Annotated in this window: 27 protein-coding genes and 1 tRNA gene; 17 read left to right on the forward strand and 11 right to left on the reverse strand. The window is 70.1% G+C overall.

Features of this window, described 5'->3' with window-relative positions; genetic code table 11:
* Positions 1–32 precede the first annotated feature (32 nt).
* From BJP65_RS15075 to BJP65_RS15110, 8 genes are all read left to right on the forward strand, one after another.
* Positions 33–713 carry an O-methyltransferase gene (locus BJP65_RS15075; RefSeq protein WP_070409665.1) on the forward strand — a complete coding sequence of 227 codons (681 nt, stop codon included), beginning with the start codon at positions 33–35 and terminating at the stop codon, positions 711–713.
* Positions 714–856: 143 nt separating this feature from the next.
* Positions 857–2,137, forward strand: coding sequence for a phosphopyruvate hydratase (gene eno, locus BJP65_RS15080; protein ID WP_055836041.1), 1,281 nt, complete (start codon positions 857–859; stop codon positions 2,135–2,137).
* A 162-nt stretch (positions 2,138–2,299) separates the two neighbouring features.
* The gene (locus tag BJP65_RS15085; protein ID WP_258027495.1) at positions 2,300–2,920 is read left to right on the forward strand and encodes a septum formation initiator family protein; all 621 of its coding nucleotides are present in this window, start codon (positions 2,300–2,302) and stop codon (positions 2,918–2,920) included.
* 118 nt (positions 2,921–3,038) lie between these two features.
* Positions 3,039–3,557 carry a DUF501 domain-containing protein gene (locus BJP65_RS15090; protein WP_055836045.1) on the forward strand — a complete coding sequence of 173 codons (519 nt, stop codon included), beginning with the start codon at positions 3,039–3,041 and terminating at the stop codon, positions 3,555–3,557.
* Positions 3,554–4,912 (forward strand): S8 family serine peptidase, encoded by a 1,359-nt coding sequence (locus BJP65_RS15095; RefSeq protein ID WP_070409666.1) that lies wholly within the window; start codon positions 3,554–3,556, stop codon positions 4,910–4,912. Before BJP65_RS15090 ends, BJP65_RS15095 begins: the two co-directional genes overlap by 4 nt.
* Complete coding sequence (locus BJP65_RS15100; RefSeq protein ID WP_235561593.1) at positions 4,909–6,318, forward strand: NAD(P)/FAD-dependent oxidoreductase; 1,410 nt, start codon at positions 4,909–4,911, stop codon at positions 6,316–6,318. Before BJP65_RS15095 ends, BJP65_RS15100 begins: the two co-directional genes overlap by 4 nt.
* Positions 6,319–6,416: 98 nt before the next feature.
* Positions 6,417–6,489: transfer RNA gene (locus tag BJP65_RS15105), tRNA-Leu, on the forward strand.
* 133 nt (positions 6,490–6,622) lie between these two features.
* Positions 6,623–7,192 carry a LemA family protein gene (locus tag BJP65_RS15110; protein ID WP_055836054.1) on the forward strand — a complete coding sequence of 190 codons (570 nt, stop codon included), beginning with the start codon at positions 6,623–6,625 and terminating at the stop codon, positions 7,190–7,192.
* 2 nt (positions 7,193–7,194) lie between these two features.
* Here the strand turns inward: BJP65_RS15110 and BJP65_RS15115 are convergent, their stop codons facing one another.
* Positions 7,195–8,469 (reverse strand): winged helix-turn-helix domain-containing protein, encoded by a 1,275-nt coding sequence (locus BJP65_RS15115; RefSeq protein WP_070409667.1) that lies wholly within the window; start codon positions 8,467–8,469, stop codon positions 7,195–7,197.
* A gap of 69 nt (positions 8,470–8,538) precedes the next feature.
* Here BJP65_RS15115 and BJP65_RS15120 point away from each other — a divergent pair, with 69 nt between their 5' ends.
* Positions 8,539–9,729 (forward strand): AI-2E family transporter, encoded by a 1,191-nt coding sequence (locus BJP65_RS15120; protein ID WP_070409668.1) that lies wholly within the window; start codon positions 8,539–8,541, stop codon positions 9,727–9,729.
* On the forward strand, positions 9,726–10,955 hold the full coding sequence (ilvA, locus tag BJP65_RS15125) for a threonine ammonia-lyase (RefSeq protein ID WP_070409669.1): 1,230 nt from the start codon (positions 9,726–9,728) through the stop codon (positions 10,953–10,955). Before BJP65_RS15120 ends, ilvA begins: the two co-directional genes overlap by 4 nt.
* Before the next feature lie 78 nt (positions 10,956–11,033).
* On the opposite strand, the gene greA is transcribed toward ilvA, so the two are convergent.
* A complete protein-coding gene (gene greA, locus BJP65_RS15130; protein WP_055836066.1) occupies positions 11,034–11,525 on the reverse strand; it encodes a transcription elongation factor GreA in 492 nt (163 codons plus the stop codon).
* Between the two features lie 106 nt (positions 11,526–11,631).
* Positions 11,632–12,027 (reverse strand): DUF4307 domain-containing protein, encoded by a 396-nt coding sequence (locus tag BJP65_RS15135; protein ID WP_055836069.1) that lies wholly within the window; start codon positions 12,025–12,027, stop codon positions 11,632–11,634.
* A gap of 63 nt (positions 12,028–12,090) precedes the next feature.
* Here BJP65_RS15135 and BJP65_RS15140 point away from each other — a divergent pair, with 63 nt between their 5' ends.
* Complete coding sequence (locus tag BJP65_RS15140; protein WP_070409670.1) at positions 12,091–12,351, forward strand: hypothetical protein; 261 nt, start codon at positions 12,091–12,093, stop codon at positions 12,349–12,351.
* Positions 12,352–12,379: 28 nt separating this feature from the next.
* On the opposite strand, the gene BJP65_RS15145 is transcribed toward BJP65_RS15140, so the two are convergent.
* Positions 12,380–13,072 (reverse strand): hemolysin III family protein, encoded by a 693-nt coding sequence (locus tag BJP65_RS15145; RefSeq protein ID WP_055837791.1) that lies wholly within the window; start codon positions 13,070–13,072, stop codon positions 12,380–12,382.
* Positions 13,073–13,237: 165 nt separating this feature from the next.
* Between BJP65_RS15145 and BJP65_RS15150 the strand changes: the two genes are divergently transcribed.
* A complete protein-coding gene (locus BJP65_RS15150; protein WP_070410052.1) occupies positions 13,238–14,011 on the forward strand; it encodes an isoprenyl transferase in 774 nt (257 codons plus the stop codon).
* A gap of 249 nt (positions 14,012–14,260) precedes the next feature.
* Positions 14,261–15,622: a PhoH family protein gene (locus tag BJP65_RS15155; RefSeq protein WP_055939533.1), complete on the forward strand. Its 1,362-nt coding sequence runs from the start codon at positions 14,261–14,263 to the stop codon at positions 15,620–15,622.
* A gap of 345 nt (positions 15,623–15,967) precedes the next feature.
* On the opposite strand, the gene BJP65_RS15160 is transcribed toward BJP65_RS15155, so the two are convergent.
* The 7 genes from BJP65_RS15160 to xseA are packed head-to-tail and all read right to left on the reverse strand — an operon-like array spanning position 15,968 to position 22,380.
* Positions 15,968–16,624 carry a response regulator transcription factor gene (locus BJP65_RS15160; protein ID WP_070409671.1) on the reverse strand — a complete coding sequence of 219 codons (657 nt, stop codon included), beginning with the start codon at positions 16,622–16,624 and terminating at the stop codon, positions 15,968–15,970.
* A complete protein-coding gene (locus BJP65_RS15165; protein ID WP_070409672.1) occupies positions 16,621–18,036 on the reverse strand; it encodes a HAMP domain-containing sensor histidine kinase in 1,416 nt (471 codons plus the stop codon). Before BJP65_RS15165 ends, BJP65_RS15160 begins: the two co-directional genes overlap by 4 nt.
* A 40-nt stretch (positions 18,037–18,076) precedes the next feature.
* The gene (locus BJP65_RS15170) at positions 18,077–19,471 is read right to left on the reverse strand and encodes a class II fumarate hydratase (protein ID WP_070409673.1); all 1,395 of its coding nucleotides are present in this window, start codon (positions 19,469–19,471) and stop codon (positions 18,077–18,079) included.
* Positions 19,472–19,516: 45 nt separating this feature from the next.
* Positions 19,517–20,185: a carbonic anhydrase gene (locus tag BJP65_RS15175; RefSeq protein ID WP_082509617.1), complete on the reverse strand. Its 669-nt coding sequence runs from the start codon at positions 20,183–20,185 to the stop codon at positions 19,517–19,519.
* Positions 20,182–20,814, reverse strand: a complete 633-nt coding sequence (locus tag BJP65_RS15180; protein ID WP_070409674.1) for a DUF4245 family protein — start codon at positions 20,812–20,814, stop codon at positions 20,182–20,184. The genes BJP65_RS15175 and BJP65_RS15180 overlap by 4 nt, the downstream gene beginning before the upstream one ends.
* On the reverse strand, positions 20,814–21,053 hold the full coding sequence (locus BJP65_RS15185) for an exodeoxyribonuclease VII small subunit (RefSeq protein ID WP_055836088.1): 240 nt from the start codon (positions 21,051–21,053) through the stop codon (positions 20,814–20,816). The genes BJP65_RS15180 and BJP65_RS15185 overlap by 1 nt, the downstream gene beginning before the upstream one ends.
* A 1-nt stretch (position 21,054) precedes the next feature.
* The gene (xseA, locus tag BJP65_RS15190; protein WP_070410053.1) at positions 21,055–22,380 is read right to left on the reverse strand and encodes an exodeoxyribonuclease VII large subunit; all 1,326 of its coding nucleotides are present in this window, start codon (positions 22,378–22,380) and stop codon (positions 21,055–21,057) included.
* A gap of 66 nt (positions 22,381–22,446) precedes the next feature.
* On the opposite strand from xseA, the gene BJP65_RS15195 reads away from it, so the two are divergent.
* The 4 genes from BJP65_RS15195 to BJP65_RS15210 are packed head-to-tail and all read left to right on the forward strand — an operon-like array spanning position 22,447 to position 25,358.
* Positions 22,447–23,508 carry a 4-hydroxy-3-methylbut-2-enyl diphosphate reductase gene (locus BJP65_RS15195; RefSeq protein WP_181015947.1) on the forward strand — a complete coding sequence of 354 codons (1,062 nt, stop codon included), beginning with the start codon at positions 22,447–22,449 and terminating at the stop codon, positions 23,506–23,508.
* Complete coding sequence (locus BJP65_RS15200) at positions 23,505–24,098, forward strand: DUF6264 family protein (protein WP_070409675.1); 594 nt, start codon at positions 23,505–23,507, stop codon at positions 24,096–24,098. The genes BJP65_RS15195 and BJP65_RS15200 overlap by 4 nt, the downstream gene beginning before the upstream one ends.
* 52 nt (positions 24,099–24,150) lie before the next feature.
* Positions 24,151–24,657: a sigma-70 family RNA polymerase sigma factor gene (locus BJP65_RS15205; protein ID WP_083285890.1), complete on the forward strand. Its 507-nt coding sequence runs from the start codon at positions 24,151–24,153 to the stop codon at positions 24,655–24,657.
* On the forward strand, positions 24,654–25,358 hold the full coding sequence (locus BJP65_RS15210; RefSeq protein ID WP_070409676.1) for a zf-HC2 domain-containing protein: 705 nt from the start codon (positions 24,654–24,656) through the stop codon (positions 25,356–25,358). Before BJP65_RS15205 ends, BJP65_RS15210 begins: the two co-directional genes overlap by 4 nt.
* Positions 25,359–25,404: the final 46 nt, after the last annotated feature.

Genomic DNA, 25,404 nt, shown 5'->3' on the forward strand with positions numbered 1-25,404 from the left:
ACCCACGACCGCCGCCCCGCCAGGCTGGGACCGTGCCCACCCACGACGACGTCGACGCCTTCCTGACCCGCACGCTCGTCGGCTCCGACCCGATCCTGGATGCCGCGCTCTCGGCGCAGCACGCGGCGGGCCTCCCCTCGATCGAGGTCGCCCCCGTCAACGCCAAGTTCCTGCACCTGCTCACGCGTATGGCCGGCGCTCGCCGCGTGCTCGAGATCGGCACCCTCGGCGGATACTCGACGATCTGGTTCGCCCGCGCCGTCGGCGAGGGAGGGCGGGTCGTGTCGATCGAGGCCGAATCGGCCAACGCCGAGCTCGCACGGGCCAACCTGCGGCGCGCCGGCGTGGGCGACCGTGTCGACGTGCGCGTGGGGCGGGGCGCCGACGTGCTCCCCTCCCTCGAGGGCGAGGAGGCCTTCGACTTCGTCTTCATCGACGCCGACAAGGAATCCAACACGCTGTATCTCGACTGGGCCGCACGGCTCGGGCGTCCGGGCACGGTCGTCGTGCTCGACAACGTCGTGCGCGGGGGAGACGTCGCCGATGCCGACGCCACCGACTCGAAGGTGCAGGGCGCGCGCCGCGGCATCCTGATGCTCGGAAGCGACCCCCGCTTCGACGCCACCGCCCTGCAGACCCTCGACCGCAAGGGCTGGGACGGTGTGGCCCTCGCGATCGTCGTGGATGCCGGAGAGGCCGGCGCCGCGTCCTGACGTGCGCGGCTGCGAGCGTGGCGAGGCAGAGTCCGACGCGGAATGACGCTCTGGCCCACGAGCGTCGGGGGCGGTCACTAGACTCGACCACGGACCGATGACGCTCCGCCCTCTTTCACTCAAGAACCAACGAGGAGTCCTTCGTGGCACTTATCGAGGCTGTCAACGCGCGCGAGATTCTGGATTCGCGCGGAAACCCGACCGTCGAGGTGGAGGTGCTCCTCGACGACGGCATCGTTCAGCGCGCGGCTGTTCCCTCCGGCGCATCCACCGGCGCCTTCGAGGCCTACGAGCTGCGTGACGGCGACAAGAGCCGCTACAGCGGCAAGGGCGTGCTCAAGGCCGTCGCTGCTGTCGTCGACGAGCTGGGCCCCGCCATCGAGGGCGTCGAAGCCAGCGAGCAGCGCATCATCGACGAGATCCTCATCGAGACCGACGGTACCGAGAACAAGTCGCGCACCGGCGCCAACGCCATCCTCGGCGTCTCGCTCGCCGTCGCCAAGGCCGCCGCCGACAGCGCCGACCTGCCCCTGTTCCGCTACCTCGGCGGCCCCAACGCGCACCTGCTTCCCGTTCCGCTGTTCAACGTCATCAACGGTGGCGAGCACGCCGACAACGGCATCGACTTCCAGGAGTTCTTCCTCGCGCCCATCGGCGCCGAGACCTACAGCGAATCGCTCCGCTGGGGCACCGAGGTCTACCACGTCCTCAAGGGCGAGCTGAAGTCCGCGGGTTACAACACCGGTCTCGGCGACGAGGGCGGCTTCGCCCCCGACCTGCCCAGCAACCGCGAGGGCCTCGACTTCCTCATCCGCGCGATCGAGAAGGCCGGCTTCACCCCCGGTCAGGACATCGCCGTCGGCCTCGACGTCGCCGCCACCGAGTTCTTCAAGGACGGCGTCTACACCGTCGAGGGCAAGGAGTGGAGCGTCGACACGCTCGTCGACTACTTCGCCGACCTCGTCGCGAACTTCCCGATCGTCACGATCGAAGACGCGCTCGCCGAAGACGACTGGGACGGCTGGAAGAAGCTCACCGACGCCATCGGCTCGAAGGTGCAGCTCGTCGGCGACGACCTGTTCGTCACCAACCCCCAGCGTCTGCAGAAGGGCATCGACCTCGGTATCGCCAACTCGCTGCTCGTGAAGGTCAACCAGATCGGCACGCTGAGCGAGACCCTGGATGCCATCAACCTGGCCACCCGTTCGGGCTACACCTCGATGCTGTCGCACCGCTCGGGTGAGACCGAGGACACCACGATCGCCGACCTCGCCGTCGCCGTGAACGCCGGCCAGATCAAGACCGGTGCCCCGGCGCGCAGCGAGCGCGTCGCGAAGTACAACCAGCTGCTCCGCATCGAAGAAGACCTCGGCGACGCCGCGGTGTTCGCGGGCCGCTCGGCGTTCCCCCGCTTCAAGGGCTGATCGTCCGACGAAAGGAGAGGGAGCCCTACGGCTTCCTCTCCTTTCGCGTTTCCGTGCCCTCGCCGGAGGCTCGGCGCGTCCCTGGGACCCCGCAGGTCGGCGACGTAGACTCGGCTCCGCCCGTCGCCCGTAACCGCGCGGGCGAGAACGAGAGGGGATGCCGTGGACCGACCGACATTGCCTCCCCGCCGGCCCGTGGCATCCGGCACCACGCCCGCGAAGAAGACCGGCACGAAGAAGTCGGCGAAGGCCGCCCCGTCACCCCGTGCATCGCGCTCGGCGCCGTCGACCCCGCGTCGCGTCGACGTGCGCGAGTGGCTCGGCAAGGTGCGTGTGTCGGGCTTCGTCGTCATCATGCTGGGGCTCGTCGTGCTCGGCACCTTCGTGCTCGTGCCGACCGTGGGCACCTACATGGATCAGCGTCAGCAGATCCAGGCGCTGGAGAACGCGGTCGCCGTCAGCCGCGACGACGTCGCCGAACTGGAGTCGCAGCGAGAGCGCTGGTCCGACCCCGCCTACATCACCACCCAGGCGCGCGAGCGGTTGTATTACACGTTCCCCGGCGAGGTCGTGTACCTCATCGACAACGACCTGCCCGTCTCGGCCACCCCCCAAGAGCAGCAGGACGTCAGCGAGGACGTGGGTCAGACCCGCACCGACTGGATGGCGCAGCTCGTGCGCTCGGTCGCCGACTCGGGTGCCGCGCAGGTGGCCGTGCCGACCACGGTCGAGATCGGCGTGCCCGACCCCACCCCCGCACCCGAGGCGACGCCCGCCCCGTGAGCGGCGACAGCGACGGGCGCGCCCGTCGCGCGACCCGCGGGGCTCCCGTCGCGCTCGGACTCCGACCGCCGACGCCGATCTCGCGGAACGCCGAGACCGGACCGGTACCCTGGGAGCGATGACTACCACGCACCTTCCCCCCGCGTCCGACGCCGACCTCGCCGTGCTGCAGGCGCAGCTGGGTCGCGTGCCCCGCGGGGTCATCGGCATCGCCGCGCGGTGCGTCTGCGGCAACCCGACCGTCGTGGCCACGTCGCCCCGACTCGATGACGGCAGCCCGTTTCCGACGTTCTACTACCTCACGCACCCCGCGGCCACGGCGGCGATGTCGGTGCTCGAGGCCGGTCACGTCATGGTGGAGTTCACCGACGAGCTCGCCGCCGACGAAGACCTGCGCGCCGAGTACCTCGCCGCGCACGAGGCCTATCTGCGCGATCGCGCGGCGTACGGCGAGCCCGAGGAGATCGCGGGGATCTCGGCGGGTGGCATGCCCACCCGGGTGAAGTGTCTGCACGCCCTCGCCGGTCACTCCCTGGCCGCCGGGCCGGGTGTGAACCCCATCGGCGACCGTGCACTGGAGCGCGGCACCTTCTCGCCCGAGCGCTGCGAGTGCGAGAGCCCCGGGACCGGCGGATGAAACGCGTCGTCGCGGGGGTGGCATCCATCGTCGTCGCGATGGTGCTGACCGGCGCGGCGACCGCTCCGCCCGTGCTGACCGGCACGGCTCCCTCGGCCCCCGCGAACGCCACACCGGCTCCGCCCGTGCCCGAGGACCCCACCGACTCGGTCCGCGCGTCGGAGTACTGGCTCGACCAGTACGGCGTGCGCGAGGCGTGGAACACCACGCGCGGCGCGGGGCAGAAGATCGCGATCATCGACACCGGGATCGGGCGCGGCCCCGTCGAGTTCAACGGTGCGATCGCGGGGGGCACCGACGTGTCGGGTGTCGGTTCGTCGGACGGGCGCACCCCGGTCGGCGCCGTCGACGCCAACCACGGCAGCTGGGTCGCCTCGCTCGCGGCTTCGCGGGGGACCGGTAACGGCCGCGGCATGATCGGGGTGGCACCCGAAGCGGAGCTGCTGTCGATCTCGGTCGGTTTCGGCGCCTCGACGACCAAACCGTTCACCGAGCAGATCGCCGAGGCCATGAGGTGGGCGGTCGACAACGGTGCGACCGTCATCAACCTGTCGCTGACCACCAACACCCTCGACTGGGACCGCAGCTGGGACGACGCGTTCGAGTACGCCTTCGACAACGACGTCGTGGTGGTCGTCGCCGCGGGCAACCGGGGGAGTGGTACCGACCGCGTCGGGGCGCCCGCCACGATCCCGGGCGTCCTCGCCGTGGGCGGCGTCGACCCGAACGGCACCGCGAGCAGCAGCGCGTCGACGCAGGGCATCACGATCGGGCTGTCGGCGCCGAGTGAGCGCCTGCGCGGGGTGTCGGCCGACGGCACGCTCGTGCAATGGAACGGTACGAGCGGGGCCGCTCCCATCGTCGCCGGCATCGCCGCCCTCGTTCGCGCGGCCCACCCCGACCTGGATGCCGATAACGTCCTCAACCGTCTGATCAGCACCGCGAAGCCCGCCGCCGGCGCCACGACCGTGCCCGACAAGCTCTACGGTTACGGACTCGTCAACGCGGCGGCAGCCATCTCGGCGCGGGTCGACACCGTCTCGGAGAACCCGCTCGGGAGCCTGTCGGAGTGGATCCGGCTCTACCGTCGGGCCGACGCGGAACCCGCGCCGACCCCGACCGCCACGGCGGTCGAGATTCCACCGCTGCCGCCGGTGACATCGGCGCCCGAGGCGGGTTCGCCTCTGCTGCCGTCGCGCGATAGCGTTCTGTACGGATCGCTGCCGCTCGGCGCGGGCACACTGGCCGCTATAATGATTGCGCTCGGTGTCACTGCTGCTGCCCGGCGAATAAGACAGGCGCGCATCTCCCGCGAGCCGAGCCGCACCACAAACGAGGAGTCCCTCACATCGTGACCACTACCGTGCCCAGAATCCTCATCGTCGGTGGGGGCTACGCAGGTTTCTACACCGCGTGGAAGCTCGAGAAGCTCCTCGGCCGTAACGAGGCCGAAGTCACGCTCGTCGACCCGCTGCCGTACATGACGTACCAGCCGTTCCTCCCCGAGGTCGCCGCCGGCGAGATCGAGCCGCGCCACGTCGTGGTGAGCCTGCGCCGCCACCTCAAGCGCACCACCGTCATCGCGGGCAAGATCACCGGGATCTCGCACGCCACCAAGTCGGCGACGATCTCTCCGATCGCCGGTGACGAGACGTTCGAGCAGAGCTACGACCACATCGTCGTGACCGCCGGCGCCGTGTCGCGCACGTTCCCGATCCCGGGCATCGCCGACAACGCCATCGGGCTCAAGACCATCGAAGAGGCCGTGGCCATCCGCGACCGCCTCACGTCGAACTTCGACAAGGCGTCGGTGCTGCCCGCCGGTCCCGAGCGGGACCGCCTGCTGACCGTCGTCGTCGTCGGTGGTGGCTTCGCCGGCATCGAGGTCTTCGCGGAGCTCCGCGCGTACGCGTCGTCGCTGCTCAAGCAGTACCCCACGCTCGCGTTCGAGGACACGCACTTCCACCTCATCGAGGCGATGGGCCGCATCATGCCCGAGGTGTCGCAGAAGACGAGCGAGTGGGTGCTCGCCGACCTCGCGAAGAAGGGTGCCTTCGTGCACCTCGACACGCAGGTCAAGGGCGCCGTCGACGGCGTCATCGAGCTGTCGACCGGCGAGAACCTGCCGACCGACCTCATCATCTGGACCGCCGGTGTCATGGCCAACCCCACGGTCGTCCGTGGCAGCGACCTGCCCGTCGAAGAGCGTGGTCGCATCCGCACGCGCCCCGACCTGCGCGTCGGCACCGAAGAAGAGATCGTCCAGGGTGCCTGGGCCGCCGGAGACGTCTCGGCTGTCCCCGACCTGTCGGGTGGCGGCGTGGGCGGCTTCTGCGTTCCCAACGCCCAGCACGCGGTGCGCCAGGGCAAGCTCATGGCGAAGAACCTCGTCGCGGTGCTGCGCGGCGAGGAGCCCAAGGAGTACAACCACAAGAACCTCGGCGCCGTCGCCGGCCTGGGGCTCTACAACGGCGCATTCCAGTCGGGCAACATCGCGCTGACCGGCCTGATCGCCTGGTTCGCCCACCGCGGTTACCACGGTCTGGCCATGCCGACGTGGGAGCGCAAGTTCCGCGTCGTCGGCGACTGGGTGCAGAACTTCCTGCACGGTCGCGAGGTCGTCAACCTCGAGGCCGTCCAGCAGCCCCGCGCCGCGTTCGAGGAGTTCGCCGCGCGCCCGCGTCCGGCGGCGCCCGCGGCCGACGCTCCGGCGCCGGCAGCTCCGGCCGAGAAGAAGGCCGAGCCCGTCGCGGCGAAGTGACCTTCCGCTGATCGAGACCCTCGTACCCCGCCGGGTACGGGGGTCTCGTCGTACACGGCCCCGGATGCCGCGCCGTCGAGCGATACGGTGGAGGTCGGGCCCCCGTAGCCCAATGGCAGAGGCAGGCGACTTAAAATCGCTTCAGTGTGGGTTCGAGTCCCACCGGGGGTACGCCGTATCCTCGCGCTCCACGGACGCTCCGCGTACTATGCACGTTCTCTGGGAGTCCCCGCCACCCGCCCGTTCCGGCCGGCGCCCCGCAGTTACACTGAAGGGCAATCTCGCGAACTGAGGGTGGGGACTTATGTGGGAGTGGCTTGTACCGGTCATCGTGATCGTCGGCATTCTGGCGATCGCCGGGATCTACCTGTGGGCCACCTACAACGCCCTGGTCGCGTTGAACGTGCGTGTCGACGAGGCCTGGAGTGACATCACCGTGCAGCTCAAGCGTCGCGCCGACCTGCTGCCCAACCTCATCGAGACGGTGAAGGGCTACGCGGCCCACGAGAAAGCCGTGTTCGAGAACGTCACCCGCGCCCGCGCCGAGACGCTGTCGGCCCAGAGCCCGGCCGAGGCCGGTGTCGCCGAGGGGCACATGCAGCAGGCGCTCAAGTCGCTGTTCGCCGTTGCCGAGGCGTACCCGCAGCTCCAGGCGAGCCAGAACTTCCTGCAGCTGCAGCACTCGATCGTCGACACCGAAGACAAGATCCAGGCCTCGCGCCGGTTCTACAACGGGGGTGTGCGGGAGCTGAACACGAAGATCAAGGTCTTCCCCAACAACCTCTTCGCGCGTCAGCTCGGTTTCCGCGAGCGCGAGTTCTTCGAGGTCGTCGACGGTGCGGCGATCGCGGAACCCCCACGCGTGCAGTTCTGACCTCACGCGCCCCCTCTCACCGGAGGGGGCGCGTTTACGTTGGCGCGGTCGTCGGGGTGGTCGTGCCGCTCGGCGCGCAACGCCCCCGCGATGGCGTCCACCGCGTCGCCCCAGCGCGAGACCGTCACGCGCTCCAGGCCCTGCCACCGCGCCGCGGTTCGCAGCTCTTCGGCGACTCGGTCGGCGGCATCGGGCGGCGCCCCCTGCTCCCACCAGGCCGACTGCACGCGGAGAGTGCTGTTCGCGCGATCGGCTTTGAGGTCGAGGCGGCCCACCACGTCGTCGCCCACCACGACCGGCAGCGAGTAGTACCCGAACCGCCGCTGCGGCGCGGGCGTGTAGATCTCGATCCGGTAATCGAAGTCGAAGAGTCGCTCGGCACGGTCACGGAACCACACCATCGGATCGAACGGGGTGAGAATGGCCGCGACGTCGAGCTTGCGAGGGCGGGCGGCGTCGCGATGCAGCCAGGCTTTCGCGGGGCGACCCGCCACGAGCCAGCCCTCGACCTCGACGGGAAGCAGCTCGCCGGTGTCGACCAGATCGCGGATCGCGGCGAGGACCACGGGGCGGTCGCGGATGCGCCAGTAATCGGCCAGGTCGGCCGCGGTGGCGACGCCGTACGCGACGGCGGCGCGGCGCACGAGCTCGGCGATGGCCGCGACGCGGGGGACCGATGTCTGGAGCGCCGCCGCCGGCAGCACATCGGATGCCAGCCCGTAGCGTCTCTCGAACCCCCGGCGTCCGGCGATGGCGACGTCGCCGCTCAGCCACAGTCGCTCCAGCCCGTTCTTCACGTCGTCCCACCCCCACCACGACCCCCGCGAGCCGCTTCGGGCGTCGTGGTCGATGTCGGCCGGTCGGAGCGGCCCGCGCGCGGCCAGTTCGTCGCGCAGCCAGTCGAGCAGGGGCCGATTCGCCCGCGCCCACTCGTCGTCGCCGTACTTGGCGCGCATCGCGTCGCGACGGAACTGCAGCAGCGGCCAATCGTCGACCGAGACGAGCGACGCCACGTGCGCCCACGACTCGACCCAGGTCGGCCGCCGCGAGAACGCGAGCTTGTCGAGCAGCCCGGTGTCGTAGGCGCCGAGGCGGGCGAACAGCGGCATGTAGTGGGAGCGCGCGAAGACGTTGACCGAGTCGATCTGAAGGATGCGCATGCGATGCAGCGCCCCGGTGATCTGGCGCGTGCCCACCATCTCGGGACGGGCGCGGGCGAAGCCCTGCGCGGCAAGGGCGATACGGCGCGCGTCGGCGCGACGAAGCGTCGTGGTCATGCTCCTCACCGTATCCACCACCGCCGACATCGCAGCGATCGCTGGGGAGAGCGGCGGTAGGCTGACGGAATGACCGGAACCGATCCCGAACCCCGCGGATCCTTCCTCGACGCCCTGAAGCGGCGCACCGTCTCGAGCGATCTGCAGCCCCCGGTTCCGCCGGCGTTGCGCCAGGCCACGGCCTACGCGTGGCGGCTGCTCATCATCGCCGCGGCCCTCGGCGTCGTCATCTTCATCGTCATCCAGTTGAAGCTGCTCGTCATCCCGCTGCTGGTGGCGATCCTCGTCACCGCGCTGGTGTGGCCCGGCTTCTCGTTCCTGCTGCGACACCGGTGGCCCAAATGGCTCGCCATCGTCGTCACGGTGCTCGCCACCATCGCGATCATCTCGGGCCTGGTCTGGCTCGCGGTCTGGCAGATCGCCCGAGAATTCGGGTCGGTACGCGAGCGCACGGTCGCCGCGGTCGGGCAGTTCCGGCAGTACCTCATCGACGGCCCGCTGCACCTCAGTGCGCAGCAGATCGACGACGGCCTGAACCGCGCGGGCACGTTCCTCCAGCAGCAGGCCGAGGTGTTGTGGACCGGGGCCCTCGCCATCGGAACGACGCTCGGGCACGTGGGCACCGGACTGCTGCTCACCTTCTTCATCCTCCTGTGCCTGCTCGCCGACGGCGGCGGGATCTGGCGCTGGACCACGCGGCTCTTCCCGCGCGTCGCCCGCCCCGCGGTCGACGGCGCCGGCCGGGCCGGCTGGCGTACCGTGAAGAGCTACGCCCGTACGCAGTTGCTGGTCGCCACCATCGATGCGATCGGCATCGGTCTCGGTGCCTTCCTGCTCGGCGTTCCGCTGTCGATCCCGATCGGCGTGCTGGTGTTCCTCGGCGCGTTCATCCCGTTCGTGGGAGCCGTCGCCACCGGCGCTCTCGCGGTGTTCATCGCGCTGGTCTACAACGGACCGCTCATCGCGCTGTTCATGCTGATCGTGGTGCTGGGTGTGCAGCAGGTCGAGAGTCACATCCTTCAGCCGATCCTCATGGGCTCGGCCGTCAAGGTGCATCCGCTCGCCGTCGTCCTCGTCGTCGCCGGGGGCGCGATGATCGGCGGGATCGCCGGCGCGCTGTTCGCCGTGCCCCTCGCCGCTTTCGTCAACGTCGTCGCCGTGTACCTCAGCTCGAAGGCATGGCAGCACGACGGCGAGGCCCTGGCATCCCGAGATCTCATCTGGCAGACAGTCCCGCGCGAGCGCGGAAGGAAGACATGAACGACACTCCCACCCTGGCCGAGTTCGAAGATGCCGCGCAGGCTCTGCGCGGCATCATCACGCGGACGCCCCTCGACGAATCGCTGCACCTCACCGAACTGCTCGGCGTGCCGGTCAACCTCAAGCTCGAGAACCTTCAGCGCACCGGCTCGTTCAAGATCCGCGGCGCGACATACCGTCTCTCGCGCCTGACCGCCGAGGAGCGTGCCCGGGGCGTGGTCGCCGCCTCCGCCGGGAACCACGCGCAGGGGGTCGCCCTCGCCGCGCAGCAGCTCGGCATCGCGGCGACGATCTTCATGCCGCTGGGGGTGCCGCTGCCGAAGCTCCTGGCCACGCGCGGGTACGGCGCCGAGGTCATCCTCGAGGGCGCCACCGTCGAGACCCCGCTGCGTCTTGCCGCCGAGTTCGCCGAGCGCACCGGCGCGGTGCTGATCCACCCGTTCGACCACCGTGACATCGTCGTGGGCCAGGGAACGCTCGGGCTCGAGCTGGTCGAAGACATGCCCGACCTCGAGACGGTGATCGTCGGCATCGGCGGCGGGGGCTTCGCCGCGGGAGTCGCCACGGCGGTGAAGACGCGCGCTGCCGCCGAGGGGCGCACCGTGCGCGTCATCGGCGTGCAGGCCGAGAACTCCGCGGCGTACCCGTCGTCGCTGGCCGCCGGGTACCCGATGCAGATCGAGACCACGCCGACCATCGCCGACGGCATCGCCGTGGCGCGGCCCGGCGATCTCCCGTTCGAGCTCGTCCGACAGTTCGTCGACGAGGTCGTCACGGTCACCGAAGACGACATCGCCCGGGCCCTGCTCGTGCTGCTCGAGCGCGCCAAGCAGGTCGTGGAGCCCGCGGGTGCCGTCGGTGTCGCCGCCATCCTGGCCGGAAAGGTCACGGCGACCGGCCCCACGGTGGCGATCCTGTCGGGTGGCAACATCGACCCCCTGCTGCTGCAGCGCGTCGTGGCGCACGGCCTCGCGGCATCCGGTCGCTACATGTCGCTACGAATTCCGCTTCCCGACCGTCCGGGCCAGCTCGCCCGCGTCTCGGAACTCCTCGCCCAGGCGGGCGCCAATGTCATCGAGGTGCTCCACACGCGTCACGGTCAGGGCATGCAGATCAGCGAGGTCGTGCTGCAGCTGAGCGTCGAGACCCGCGGCGAAGAGCACCGGGCCCTCGTCATCCGCACGCTCGAAGACGCTGGATTCGTGGCCACGGTCGTTCCCAACTGAGGCACTGAGCGCGACACCCGCCGCGAACGCCGCGAGCCGCCCACCCCGAAGGGGAGAGCGGCTCGCGGACGGTGGGGCTTACTGGCCCGAGTAGGTCTCGACCTTGACGATCTCGACCTTGATCTCTTTGCCGTTCGGCGCCGTGTACGAACCCTTGTCGCCCTCTTTGAGCCCCAGGATCGCCGCGCCCAGCGGCGAGGCCTCGCTGTAGACGTCGAGCTCGGAGTCGACGGCGATCTCGCGGTTGCCGAGGAGGAAGACCTCTTCGCCGCCGGCGACGATGGCGGTCACGACGGTGCCCGACTCGACGACGCCGTGGCTCTCGGGCGCTTCGCCGACCTTGGCGTCCTTGAGCAGCTGCTGAAGGGTGCGGATGCGCGCCTCTTGCTTGCCCTGCTCGTCTTTCGCGGCGTGGTAGCCGCCGTTCTCTTTGAGGTCGCCCTCTTCGCGCGCCGACTCAATACGCTTGGCGATCTCTTCACGGCCCGTGGTCGAGAGGCGCTCGAGCTCGTTGTGCAGGCGGTCGTAGGCGTCTTGCGTGAGGAACGTCACCTGAGCGTCGTTGGACACGGTTACTCCTTCGTCGAAACGCAGACGGCGCGGGATCGGAAGCCGTCGGCGGGGGATATGTCGAACGCCCCGGCATCGAGCCGGGGCGCGTCGTGATCCCGCGAGTTTACGGCACCCAGCAGGCGTTGACAAAACCTGTCGTCGCCAGCGCGAGCGTCGGGATCTGCTCGGTGAACGCGCGGGAATGTTCCTCGGATGCCGGGTACTGCACGACCCGCCATCCCACCGTCCCGTGCTCCTCGTCGCGCGCCTCGAGAGCGCAGGCGACGGGCTCGCCGACCGGGGCGGTGATCTGGAACGTCGTCGAGACCGAGCGCTCGTTCTCGACCGTGAACCCGGTGTCGGTCGCGGTGACCGAACCGAGGCTGCCGGCCACCGTCGTCCAGCCGAGGTACCCGATCGCGCCGAGGGCGAGCACGGCCACGATCGACCACCCCACGATGCGCCGCCGCGGCGAACGCGTGCGTCCGTAGCGGTCGTCGAGTTGGGCCTGCGTCGTCATGGTCTCTCCGGGCTTTAGGCTGGACATCCAGGCTACGCGCTTCCGCCCGGACCGAAGGACTCCATGCTCCCCGTGCTCGTCGCTCTCGCGACAACGCCCACCCCGGCCGTCACTCCCGACCCCGCGATCGTCACGCCGGGTCCGCTCGGCTTCGCCGCCATCGCGTTCATCGGCGTCGCCGTGTTCCTGCTCGTCTGGGACATGCTGCGTCGCATCCGCCGCGGTCGGTACCGCGAAGAGGTCAACGCGGAGCTCGACGCCGAAGAAGCGCGGGCACGCGAGGCGTCGGCCGACGACGCCGACCCCACCGCCCCGCGCATCTGACTCCTGCCGGAGGTCCCGGCATCCGGGATCATCCGCCGTGGTATGCCGGGGCGAGGGCGATCAGCAGGCACGCCGTCCAGTGGCAGAGGAACGCCAGCACGGTGCACACGTGGAAGATCTCGTGGAACCCGAAGTGCCCGGGCCACGGATTGGGCTTCTTGATCGCGTAGATCACGGCGCCGCCGGTGTAGAGCAGTCCGCCGACCACGACCAGCACCATCATCGCGACGTTCGCCGCGAGCAGGTCGCCGAGGTACATCACCGCCGCCCACCCGAGGGCGAGGTAGAGCGCGACGTAGAGCCAGCGCGGGGCGTTGATCCAGAACACGCGGAACAGGATGCCGAGGATCGCACCGCCCCAGACGATCGAGAGCAGCAGCACCGTCTTGGGCGTCGGCAGGGCCAGGACCGCCAGGGGCGTGTACGTGCCCGCGATCAGCAGCAGGATGTTCGCGTGGTCGATGCGCTTGAGCACCGCGAGCGTCTTGGGCTTCCAGTGGAAGCGGTGGTACAGGGCGGAGTTGCCGAACAGCAGCATCGAGGTGGCCGTGAACACGGCCGCCGCCCACTTGCCCGGGGTTCCCTGGGCCACAACGATCAGCACGATGCCCGCGATGATCGCGACGGGGAACGTTCCGGCGTGGATCCAGCCGCGCCAGGTGGGTTTGACCTCGGCCTGCGCGCCCACCGCCCCGGCATCGAGGAGGGGGAGCTGGGGCATGTCGGGTCCGTCTGAGGGGGTCGTGCGCGTCACGTCTTCGACCCTACGTCCGCCCCCATGCCAGGGTGCGTACATGGGGGCAGGGCTCACCCTTTCCCCAGCGAGGGGCACCTGAACGTTCACGGTGAACGGGCCGGGACGCGGTAGCGTAGGAAGGTGGCGCGCGTGTGGAGGAACGAGGGGCGAGGGCCCCTCTACCGTCTGTACATCTCGCGCCTGCGTCGCCGCATGCCGGCCACCGTGCCGCACCACGTCGCCATGATGATCGACGGCAACCGCCGCTGGGCACGTCAGCTCGGGTACGACAGCGCCGCTCACGGGCATCGCGCGGGTGCCGCGAAGATGCACGAGTTCCTGCGGTGGTGCGACGACCTCGGTATCGAGGTGGTCTCGCTCTACCTGCTGTCCAACGACAACCTCGTCAAGCGCGACAGCAAAGAGCTGCAAGACCTGCTCGAGATCATCGCCCAGCTCGCCGGCGAGCTGTCGCACGAGCCCGATTGGCGCGTCAAGCACGTCGGTCGCGCCGAAGGGCTCCCGGCCGAGCTCGCCGAGGTGCTGCACGAGGCCACCGAGCGCACGCGCGGTCACGAGGGTCTGCACGTGAACCTCGCGGTCGGGTACGGCGGGCGCAGCGAGATCGTGGATGCCGTGCGCTCCATCATCAGCAAGCACGACGCCTCGGGCGGCTCGATGGAGGAGCTGGCCGCGAGCCTCACCCCCGAGCAGATCGGCGAGCACCTGTACACGGGCGGTCAGGCCGATCCCGACCTCGTCATCCGCACGTCGGGGGAGCAGCGGCTGAGCGACTTCCTGCTGTGGCAGTCGGCGCACTCCGAGTTCTACTTCGTCGAGGCGCTGGGGCCGGATCTGCGCGAGGTCGACTTCTTGCGGGCCATCCGCGACTTCTCGGCGCGCGACCGACGCTACGGGCAGTAGCAGGACGACCCGCTCGGGCGCCGAGGGGCGACCTTCGACGCGAGTGATCTCCACCCCGTCGGGCGCCAAAACGTGCTGTTCACGAAGTCGTCACATTCGTGGCGTGTTAACGACCCGCGTCGGTGTCGCGGAGACGTACGGTGATCACATCGGGCACGGAGCCCGGTCGGGTCGACCTTCGGATCGCGACTCGTGACCCACAGGTCGACTCGAGGCAACCGGGTGATTCACCCGGGTCGGGAGTGGGTTGTGACTGCACGAGCACCATACGACCAGCGTCGCGTCGTCGAGAACACCGGATCCGAAACCGGATCCGACCAGGCCCTGCGCACGTATGTCCTGGATACCTCCGTTCTTCTCAGCGACCCGCGGGCCTTCTTCCGCTTCGCGGAGCACTCGGTGGTGATCCCCGTCGTGGTGATCACCGAACTCGAGGGCAAACGTCACGACCCCGAGATCGGCTACTTCGCCCGCCAGGCCCTCCGCCACCTCGACGAACTGCGCGTCGAGCACGGCCGCCTCGATTTCCCCGTCCCCGTGGGCACCGACGGCACCCTACGTGTCGAGCTGAACAACACCGACCCCCAGGTGCTGCCCTCGGGCATGCGGATGGGCGGCAACGACAGTCGCATCCTCGCCGTGGCGATGAACATCGCCCAGGACGGCGCCGAGGTGACCGTCGTGTCGAAGGACCTGCCGATGCGCGTGAAGGCGGCATCGCTGGGCCTGAACACCGAGGAGTACCTCGCCGAGCAGGCGATGGACTCGGGGTGGACGGGCATCACCTCGCTCGACGTGTCGGGCGATGAGATGACCGACCTGTACGAGAGCGAGGTCGCCGTCAGCGAGTCGGTGGTGGGGCTGCCGGTCAACACCGGTCTCATCATCCACTCCGAGCGGGGATCGGCCCTCGGGCGCGTGACCGGGAACGGCGAGTTCCGGCTGGTGCGCGGCGACCGCGACGCCTTCGGGCTGCACGGTCGCTCGGCCGAGCAGCGCATCGCGCTCGACCTGCTGCTCGACCCCGAGGTCGGCATCGTGTCGCTCGGCGGACGTGCCGGTACCGGAAAGTCGGCGCTGGCCCTGTGCGCGGCGCTGGAGGCCGTGCTGGAGCGTCAGCAGCAGAAGAAGATCATCGTGTTCCGGCCGCTGTTCGCCGTGGGTGGTCAGGAGCTCGGCTACCTGCCCGGCGACCAGGCCGAGAAGATGGGCCCCTGGGGTCAGGCGGTCTTCGACACCCTGGGTTCGGTCGTCTCGGGCAACGTGCTGGAGGAGGTGCTGGCGCGGGGCATGCTCGAGGTGCTGCCGCTCACGCACATCCGCGGTCGGTCGCTGCACGACGCTTTCGTCATCGTCGACGAAGCCCAGTCGCTCGAACGCAACGTGCTGCTGACGGTGCTGAGCCGCATCGGCCAGAACTCGCGGGTGGTGCTCACCCATGATGTGGGGCAGCGCGACAACCTGCGGGTGGGTCGGCACGACGGGGTCGCCTCGGTCATCGAGACGCTCAAGGGGCACGCGCTCTTCGGCCACGTCACGCTCACCCGTTCGGAGCGCTCCGCCATCGCCGCCCTGGTCACCGAGCTGCTGGAGGCCGGCGAACTGTCCTGATCCGCGGTCGAGGAGGGGTCGGGATGCCACGGTGTCCCGACCCTCTTCTCGTGCTTGCGGGTCCACATGAGAGCTTTCTCATGTCCACCTCCCCGCGCTCTCACTTTGACCCTTCAGGCTGGACACAGAGGCGAGGGAAACCTCGTCACCGCCTCGGCGGTTCCCCCTGAGGAAACCCGAGATCCGTTCCACCCCTGCCGCCGTCGTTCGGGTACGTCGGCCGGTAGTGAACGTGATCTCCTCGAAACCCCCGGTACACCACCGGGGGTTTCGAGTTTCCGCGCACGGTCGCCGCCGGGCTCGGCCGGCCCCGGGGCGGTGGCACCGCACCTCACCCCGTGCGCGTCACTCCCAGCGGTACCCGGCGCCTCGGACCGTGACGATGTGCGCGGCGCCGAGCTTGGCGCGCAGGTAGCGCACGTACACGTCGACGACGTTCGACGCGGGATCGAAGTCCATGTTCCACACCCGGCTCAGCAACTGCTCGCGGCTGAGCACCTGGCCCGCGTGGCGCATGAGCTCCTCGGCGAGGGCGAACTCGCGGGCGCTGAGATCGATCGCGCGGCTGCCGACGGTCGCACGGCGGGCGAGCACGTCGAGCGTCACGTCGCCGTGGGCCACGGTCATCGTGCCCGTCGGGACGGGTTCGCGCAGGCGCGATCGGATGCGCGCGAGCAGCTCGTCGAACTTGAACGGCTTCGCGACGTAGTCGTTGGCTCCGGCGTCGAGGCCCTCGACGGTATCGCGCGTGCCGGTACGGGCCGTCAGCATGATGATGGGCACCGACGAACCCTGCCCCCTCAGGCTGCGGAGCACCTCGAAGCCGTCGATCGAGGGAAGGCCGACGTCGAGGAGCACCAGGTCGACCTCACCGGACAGCGCCGTGTCGAGCGCCTCGGCGCCGTCGCCGACGGTGACCGTCTGATACCCCGCCGATTCGAGGCCCTTGGCCACGAAAGCCGAGATGCGTTCTTCGTCCTCGGCGATGAGGATGCGCGTCATCCGGTTGCCTCTCTTTGCAGGACCACGTCTCCGGCGCGAACCGGGGTGGGAAGCTCGGCGGCGGAGCGTCCGCGCACGAGGGGGAGGTGGAGGGTCATCGTGGCGCCGCCGCCCGGGGTGTCGCCCACCGAGCAGTGTCCGTCGTGCGCGCGCACGATGGCGTCGACGATGGCGAGGCCGAGACCCGAGCCCTCGATCCCGCGCCCGGGGGAGATCCGATCGAAGCGCCGGAAGACGCGGTGACGGGCGGCGGGCGGAATGCCCGGCCCGTGATCGCGCACCCACAGCCGCGCCGTCGTGTCGTCGGCGCTGCTGCCGATCTCGATGGCGGAGCCGGCGGGGGTGTATTTCGCCGCGTTGTCGGCCAGCTGCAACCACGCCTGCACGAGACGGTCGGCATCACCGTGGACACGGCCCGATGCCCGTGCCTCGATGCTCCAGGTGTGATGGGGAATGGCCCCGACGAGTTCGGCCACCCGGTCGGTGAGACCCCCCACGTCGATGAGGGATGCCGAGAGGGTGGCCGTCTCGGCATCGGCCAGGGCGTCGATGTCGTCGACCAGGCGCGCCAGGCGGTCGAGTTCGGCGATCCCGAGATCACGGGTGTCGGAGGCGTCCTGAGGATCGGACGGGTCCATCATCTCGAGGTGTCCGCGGACGATGGTGATGGGCGTCTTCAGCTCGTGCCGCACGTCGTCGAGCAGGTGTCGCTGCGCGTCGACCGACATCGCGAGGCGGTCGAGCATGCCGTTCACCGACGTCGTGAGGTCGGAGATCTCGTCGTACCCGTGTGCGCGCAACCGCGTGCCGAGGTCGTCGATCGTGATGGCGTCGGTGGTGTCGCGGAGGCGCTTGAGGGGCGAGAAGAGGCGGCCCGTCACGAACCACCCCGCGACTCCCACGAGCAGCAGGACTCCCACCGCCGAGAGGGCGTAGGTGGTCGTCGACAGCGCCACCAGCTCCATGCGCTGGTCGATCGAGATGACCTGCACGGCGGTCGCTCCGCGATCCGCGACGGCGACGTACAGCACGGGACCGTGGGAACTGTCGGCCTGCCCGCTCAGCTGCTGGTCGGCGAGACGGGCGGTCAGCGAGGACAAGAGCACCGGATCGTCGGCGATGGCCAGACCGGGGGGCGAGGGGGTCGCGGCGAGCACCTGGTCGCCGTCGAGCGCGAGCGTGCCGTCGGTGCGGCCGGGGATCGTTCCCGCGACCAGGTCGACCGGATCGTCGGAGCTCGACGCCACCGACGAGGCGAAACCGTCGAGCTGCTTCTGCGCGTTCGCCAGCACACGCTCGCGCTGAGCGGCGAAGGTGATGCCGCCGGCGATCATCATGCCGAGCAGGACGACGCCGAGGATCGCGCCGAGGATTCGCACCCGCGTCGAGATCGGTCTCGTCGTGGGGCTCATCCTCCGATTATGGCGCGCCTCGGCGTCGTCGTCGTGCGGCTCAGCCCGGGTGCGTCATCGACAGCAGGTCGAGCTTGGCGTCGAGCACCTCTTCGGTGATCTCGCCGCGCTCGACGTAGCCGAGATCGATGACGGCCTCGCGCACGGTGATGCCCTTGGCGACCGAGTGCTTCGCGATCTTGGCGGCGGCCTCGTAGCCGATGACCTTGTTCAGCGGGGTGACGATCGAGGGGGACATGCCGGCGAACGCCTCGGCGCGCGCGACGTTGGCCTCGAGGCCGTCGATCGTCTTGTCGGCGAGCACCCGCATGGCGTTGGCGAGCAGGCGGATCGACTCCAGCAGCGCCGTGCCCATGACGGGGATGGCGACGTTGAGCTCGAACGAGCCCGACGCACCGGCCCAGGCGACCGTGGCGTCGTTACCGATGACGCGGGCGCACACCATGAGGGTGGCCTCGGGGACGACCGGGTTGACCTTGCCGGGCATGATCGACGATCCGGGCTGCAGGTCGGGGATGTGCAGCTCGCCGAGGCCGGTGTTCGGCCCCGATCCCATCCAGCGGATGTCGTTGTTTATCTTCGTCAGCGACACGGCGATCGTGCGGAGGGCTCCGGATGCCTCGACGAGACCGTCGCGGTTGGCCTGGGCCTCGAAGTGATCCTTCGCCTCGGTGATGGGCAGCTCGGTCTCGGCCGCGAGCAGCTCGATGACCTTCTGCGGGAAGCCGAGCGGGGTGTTGATGCCGGTGCCGACGGCGGTGCCGCCGAGCGGGACCTCGCCGACGCGGGGGAGAACGGCCTGCACGCGCTCGATGCCCAGGCGCATCTGGCGGGCGTAGCCGCCGAACTCCTGACCGAGGGTGACGGGGGTGGCATCCATGAGGTGGGTGCGCCCCGACTTCACGATGCCCTTCCACGCGTCGGCCTTGGCCTCGAGCGCCACCGAGAGGTGGTCGAGGGCGGGGATGAGGTCGGTGATGAGCGCCTGGGTGACGGCGATGTGCACCGAGGTCGGGAAGACGTCGTTCGACGACTGCGACGCGTTGACGTGGTCGTTGGGGTGCACGGTCGAGCCGAGGATGCGGGTCGCGAGCGTCGCGAGCACCTCGTTCATGTTCATGTTCGACGAGGTGCCGCTGCCGGTCTGGTACGTGTCGACGGGGAAGTGCGCGTCGTGCTGACCGGTGACGACCTCGTCGGCGGCCTGCGCGATGGCGTCGGCGATACCGGCATCCAGCGTGCCCAGCTCCTTGTTGGCCAGGGCGGCGGCTTTCTTGATGCGGGCGAGGGCCGCGATCTGCGTCGACTCGAGGCCCGAGCCCGAGATGGGGAAGTTCTCGACGGCGCGCTGCGTCTGCGCGGCGTACAGGGCGTCCTTCGGCACGCGCACTTCACCCATGGTGTCGTGTTCGATGCGGTACTCGATGTCGGTCACGTCGTCGTTCCTCCAGGTCGGTCGTTCTGCTTCAGTTGGGGCTCATCACGCGGGCGCTTCGACGCGCGAGTCGTCGATGTCGCCCACGATGACGACGGGGAAGGCTTCCCCTTCGTCGAGTCGGTAGTTCGCGCCCACCACGGCGCAGCGGCCCTCGGCGACGGCTTCGCTGATCAGCTCGGACGCCCGCAGCAGCTCGCCGACGGTGTAGCGCAGGTGTTCGCGGCCGACCAGCTCGGGATCGACGGCGTCGGGGACTCGGCCCTCGACGGCGCCGGCGCGCTGGACGCGGCGCACCGCGGGGACGATCGGGGCGATCTGGCGCCAGATGTACGCGGGCAGGGTGGGCGCATCGACCCCGGTGCTCTCGATGGCCGCACCGACGGCGCCGCACGCGTCGTGGGCGAGGACCACGATGAGGGGGACCTCGAGCACGCCCACGGCGTATTCGAGGCTGCCGATCACGGAATCGGAGATGACCTGGCCGGCGTTGCGCACGACGAACAGGTCGCCGAGGCCCTCGTCGAAGATGATCTCGGCGGCGAGGCGCGAGTCGGAGCAGCCGAACAGTGCCGCCGAAGGGTGTTGCGCGGAGGCCAGTTCGGCGCGACGCTCGACGTCCTGCCGGGGGTGGGCGGGTGCGCCGGAGATGAAACGACGGTTTCCCTCGACCATCTGCTCCCACACCTGGTGGGGGGTCATGCGCTCGCTCACGGGACCTCTCTCAACTGCTCGATCTGGGATGTCACGGAGGCGGCCGCCAGGGCCGCGGTCTCGGGGGCGGCGTCGCCGTACACGAGCACGTAGTCGGGGCCGGCGGCGGTGGCCAGCGCGTATTCGATGTTGCCGGTGCCCGCGGGGTTCGCCGGGCGGTAGACGTTCCACTCGATGCCGTCGATGGTCGTGGTGTCGGTGGCCCGGGTTCCGTCGAGCAGCTGTCCGGCCCAGGCCTCGTCGGCGTCGAAGCCCTGCGCGATCCGGAGGAAGCCGGACTCCCCGGAGCGCACGTAGACCATGGTCCACGCCTGCGTGCCGCCGCTGCCCTCGATGGTGGCCTGGTTGACGCGCCACCCCTCGCCGAGCGAGGGGGTGAGCACCGGACGCCCGCGATCGCTTTCGAGATCAGCCGTGAGGGCGACCACGTCGGGCTCGGGACGGGGGGCGGGTTCGCCACGCGGCACGGCGGCCACGACGACGAGCACCACGGCCACGGTCACGAGCAGCGCGGCGATGAGGTTGCGGAAGGTCTTGCTGGAGCGATACCGGCGCGACGACTCGGCCTTGCGGTCGGCCGCCTCTTGCGGGGTCTCGGGGCGGCCGAGATGGGCGACGACGCGGGCCATCAGTCGTCCCCTGCGTCACCGCGAGCGGCATCGAGCCGGCGCTTCGCGCCCAGGAGCCATTCTTCGCAGCGCGCGTAGAGCTTCTCGCCGCGTTCCCAGAGCGCCAGCGACTCCTCGAGCGTGGGGGCACCCTGCTCGAGCTCGGCGACCACGCGCACGAGTTCGTCGCGGGCCTGCTCGAACGAGAGGGTGGCGACGTCGGAGGCGGAGCCCGGGGTCGTCGCGGTCATGGCATCCATTCTAGGCGGGACGCGCGGTCGTGCCGTCGCCCGGTGCCTCGGCGTCGAGCGGTCGGTCGTCGGGCAGGGCGCCCTCGGATCGCGCGGCGAGCGTGCCCTGTTCGACCGTGATCTTCAGGGCGGCGCCGGCGGGGGCGTCGCGGGCGTCGCGCACGACGGAGCCGCCGTCGCTCTGCACGATCGCGTATCCGCGGGCGAGGGTGGCGAGCGGGGAGAGCGCGCGCAGGCCCGCGCTGAGCTCGCGCGTGCGGCGACGTTCGCTCTCGAGCCGACGGTCGACGATGTCGCGGCCCCGATTCGACAGCATCCACAGCTCCTGCGCACGGGAGGTGAGCATGGAGTGCGGAGTGCGCAGCGCCGGGCGCGAGCGGATCTGCTCGAGCTGCGCGATGTCGTGCAGCACGCGCTGGGTCAGTCGGCCGGTGAGCCGGGCCCGCAGCTGCGCCACGATCGCCCGCTGCTCGGCCACGTCGGGCACGACGCGCTTGGCGGCGTCGGTGGGGGTCGATGCGCGCACATCGGCGACGTCGTCGAGCAGGGGGCGGTCGTTCTCGTGCCCGATGGCGCTGACGATGGGGGTGGATGCCGAGGCCACGGCCCGCACGAGTCGTTCGTCGCTGAAGCCCAGCAGCGTCTGCGGATCGCCCCCGCCGCGGGCGATGACGATGACGTCGACCTCGGGGTCGGCGTCGAGCGCCTTGAGCGCGGCGAGCGTCTCGGGCACGCAGCGCTCGCCCTGCACGGCGGCGTACTTCGTGCGGAAGTTCACTCGTGGCCAGCGCAGCTCGGCGTTGCGGTGCACGTCTTTCTCGGCATCCGAGTTCTCACCCGTGATGAGCCCGATGCAGTGGGGGAGGAACGGGAGCTTCTTCTTGCGCACCGGGTCGAACAGACCCTCGGACCGCAACTGCACGCGCAGGCGCTCGAGGCGCTCGAGCTGTTCGCCGAGCCCCACGTGCCGCATCGCCGACACGGCGAACGAGAAGTCGCCCGTGCGGGGGAAGTAGTCGGCCTTCACGCACGCGACGACGCGGTCGCCCACCTTGAGGTCTGCGGGGAGGCGGTTGAGCGTGCTCGACCAGATGCGGAACGCCACGGTCGATTCGGTGCCGAGATCTTTCAGACGGCCGAACACGTTGCCGCCGCGCCGGTTGAACGAGGTGATCTCGCCCTCGACCCAGACCGAACCCCATCGTTCGATGAAGCCGCGGATGGTGTCGTTCAGCCGCGACACCGAGGTGGGCGCATCGGTGCTCGACTCGCGGGGGTGCACGGAGTCGGCGGGCGGCGCCTGCCCCGCGATGGTCTCGGGCTGGAACGAGGTCATGGTCTCCGGAAGGGTCGAGGTGGCCGGTTCGGCCGGCATCCAGGGGCGCCCCGATAGAATCGAGGGGTGAGCACACCTGTCGTCCAACTGCCCGTTCCCCGTATCCCGGGTCGACGCGGGCGGCTCCAGGATATCCCCGTACAGGGAAAGAAGAAGGTGCTGCTGGCGGCGCCGCGCGGTTATTGCGCGGGCGTCGACCGCGCGGTCATCGCCGTCGAGAAGGCCCTGGAGCGCTATGGCGCGCCCGTGTACGTGCGCAAGCAGATCGTGCACAACATCCACGTGGTCACCGAGCTCGAGAAGAAGGGGGCGATCTTCGTCGAAGAGGTCGACGAGGTTCCCCCGGGGTCGCACGTCGTCTTCAGCGCGCACGGGGTGTCGCCCGCCGTCGTGTCGGCGGCATCCGATCGGGGTCTGCAGGCGATCGATGCGACCTGCCCCCTCGTGACCAAGGTGCACCGCGAGGCCGTGCGCTTCGCGCGCGACGACTTCGAGATCCTGCTGATCGGCCACGAAGGCCACGAAGAGGTCGAGGGCACCGCGGGCGAGGCCCCCGAGCACGTGACGGTGGTCAACTCTCCCGAGCACGCCGATGCCATCGAGGTGCGCGACCCGTCGAAGGTCGTCTGGCTCTCGCAGACCACGCTGTCGGTCGACGAGACGATGGAGACCGTGCGGCGCCTGCGCGAGCGCTTCCCGCAGCTGCAGGACCCGCCCTCGGACGACATCTGCTACGCCACCCAGAACCGTCAGGTCGCGATCAAGAAGGTCGCCGTCGGCGCCGACCTGGTCATCGTCGTGGGATCGGCCAACTCCTCGAACAGCGTGCGTCTGGTCGAGGTCGCCCTCGAGTACGGCGCCAAGGCCGCCTATCGCGTCGACTACATCGACGAGGTGAAGCAGGAGTGGCTCGACGGTGTCGAGACCGTCGGCGTCACCAGCGGCGCTTCGGTGCCCGAGGTGCTCGTGAGCGAGGTGCTCGAAGAGCTCGCCCGCGCCGGCTACCGCGATGTCGAAGAGGTGCGCACCGCCGAAGAGGACTTGATCTTCTCGCTCCCCAAGGAACTGCGACAGGATGCCAGCGGCAAGCGCGACAGCCGCGCGCTCGGCGGCCGGAGCAGCGCGTGAGCGACGGCGCAGAACGGTCGACCGCCCCGGGCGACGACGCGCGCCCCCGCCCGCAGTACGGCGAGTACGCGACGCCGGAGGAACAGCGCGCGCGCATCCAGCGTCCCGAGGTGACCGAGGCGCTCGAGGCCGGGGTCGCACCGCAGCCCGAACCCGTCGCGCCGGTGGCCGAGAAGGCGACCCCGCCGGCCGGCGCCGGGCGCGTGGGCCTGCGCGGCCCGCTCTGGGACCGCATCCTCACGGGCGGTCTGCTCGCGTACGGACTGGTGTCGACGGTGTCGACGATCGTGCAGTTGCTCGATTTCCCCACGTACGCCGAGACCGCCGCCAAGATCCTCGGGGTCGACGCGAGCTACACCAACCTGTCGGCCGGATACCTCTGGGGTGCGGCGGCCGCCTTCGTCTACGGCATCGGCTGGCTGCTCACCGCGGTGCTCACCTGGCGTCGCCTGCGGCGCGGGCGCGTCGCGTTCTGGATCCCGCTCGCGGGCTTCGTGGTCACGGCGTTGCTGGCCGGCCTCTGCGTGACGCTGGCCCTGGTCGGTGACCAGCAGTTCATGACGGCGATCATCGGCAGCGTTCCGAACTGAACCGTCGGGCCCGGTATCCCGTGTTCCCCGTGAACGAAGAGAGGGGACCGGCGTGGTGCGAGATGAACACGCGCAGCTGACGGCGTTGTACGACGCCCACGCCGTGCCCGTGTGGCGGTACGTGGTGAGCCTCACGGGTGATCACGCCGGCGCGGACGACGTCGTGCAAGAGACGCTGCTGCGCGCGTGGCGGACGCCGCGCGTGATGAACGACGAGCCCGCGACCCTTCGTTCGTGGATGTACACCGTGGCGCGCAACCTCGTCATCGACGAAGCGCGCAGCGCGCGGCGCCGGCACGAGCTGCCGGTCGACGAACTGCCCGAGACGGTGCGCGACGACGACACGGATGCCATGTTCGATGCGCTCCTCGTCGAGGAGGCTCTCGCGACCCTCACCCCCGACCACCGTGCGGTCATCGTGAGCGCCTATTACGGGGGTCGTAGCGTCGCGCAGGCCGCCGAAGAACTCGGCATCCCGGCCGGAACGGTGAAGTCGCGACTGCATTACGCGGTGCGAGCGCTGAGGCTCGCGCTGCAGGAAAGAGGGGTGACCCGATGAGCGTCGATCATGAACGTCTGTCGATGTGGGACGGCGCCTACGTGCTCGGGGCGTTGAACGCTCCGGACCGAGCCGAGTTCGAAGCGCACCTGTCCGATTGCGCCGAGTGCCGTGCCGCGATCGCCGACCTCGCGCCCACCGCCGGACTGCTCTCACGTGTGTCCGCCGATCGCGCCCGCGCGGTCGGTGCGACGACGGGGCCGGTGCCGATCGCGGCCCCGGACCCGTCGCTGCGGGGCCGGGTGGTCGAGGCGGCGCGGCGTCGACGCGCGCGGCGGGCCACGGCCTGGACGCTCGCGGCGTCGATCGCCCTCATCGCGGTCGCCGTGCCGGCGGGAATCGCGGTGACGAACGCCGTCAGCTCATCGTCGGGCGCGGTCTACGCCCTCGACGACGTCGCGGGGGCGCCCATCGAAGCCTCGGTCAAGCTCACGTCGGTGCCGTGGGGCACCCGCATCGACCTGGTGTGCGAGTACACCGGGCAGGTCCTCGACGCGCCTCCGGGTGGCTGGCCCTACGCGCTCGCGATCACCGACGAGACAGGTGCGACGAGCGTGCTGTCGACCTGGCGGGCCGGCCCCGGGGCGACGACCGAGTTGAGTGCGGGCACCGATCTGGCGGCTTCGAGCATCGGCTCGGTCGAGATCCGCACCGTCGAGGGCGACCGCGTGATCATGCGGCGCGACTTCGCGACGCCCTGACGCGCGGCGCCACCTCGGCGGGTCGGCGCGGCGATCGGGACGGCCG

It is taken from the genome of Microbacterium sp. BH-3-3-3 (assembly GCF_001792815.1).
GTDB lineage: Bacteria > Actinomycetota > Actinomycetes > Actinomycetales > Microbacteriaceae > Microbacterium.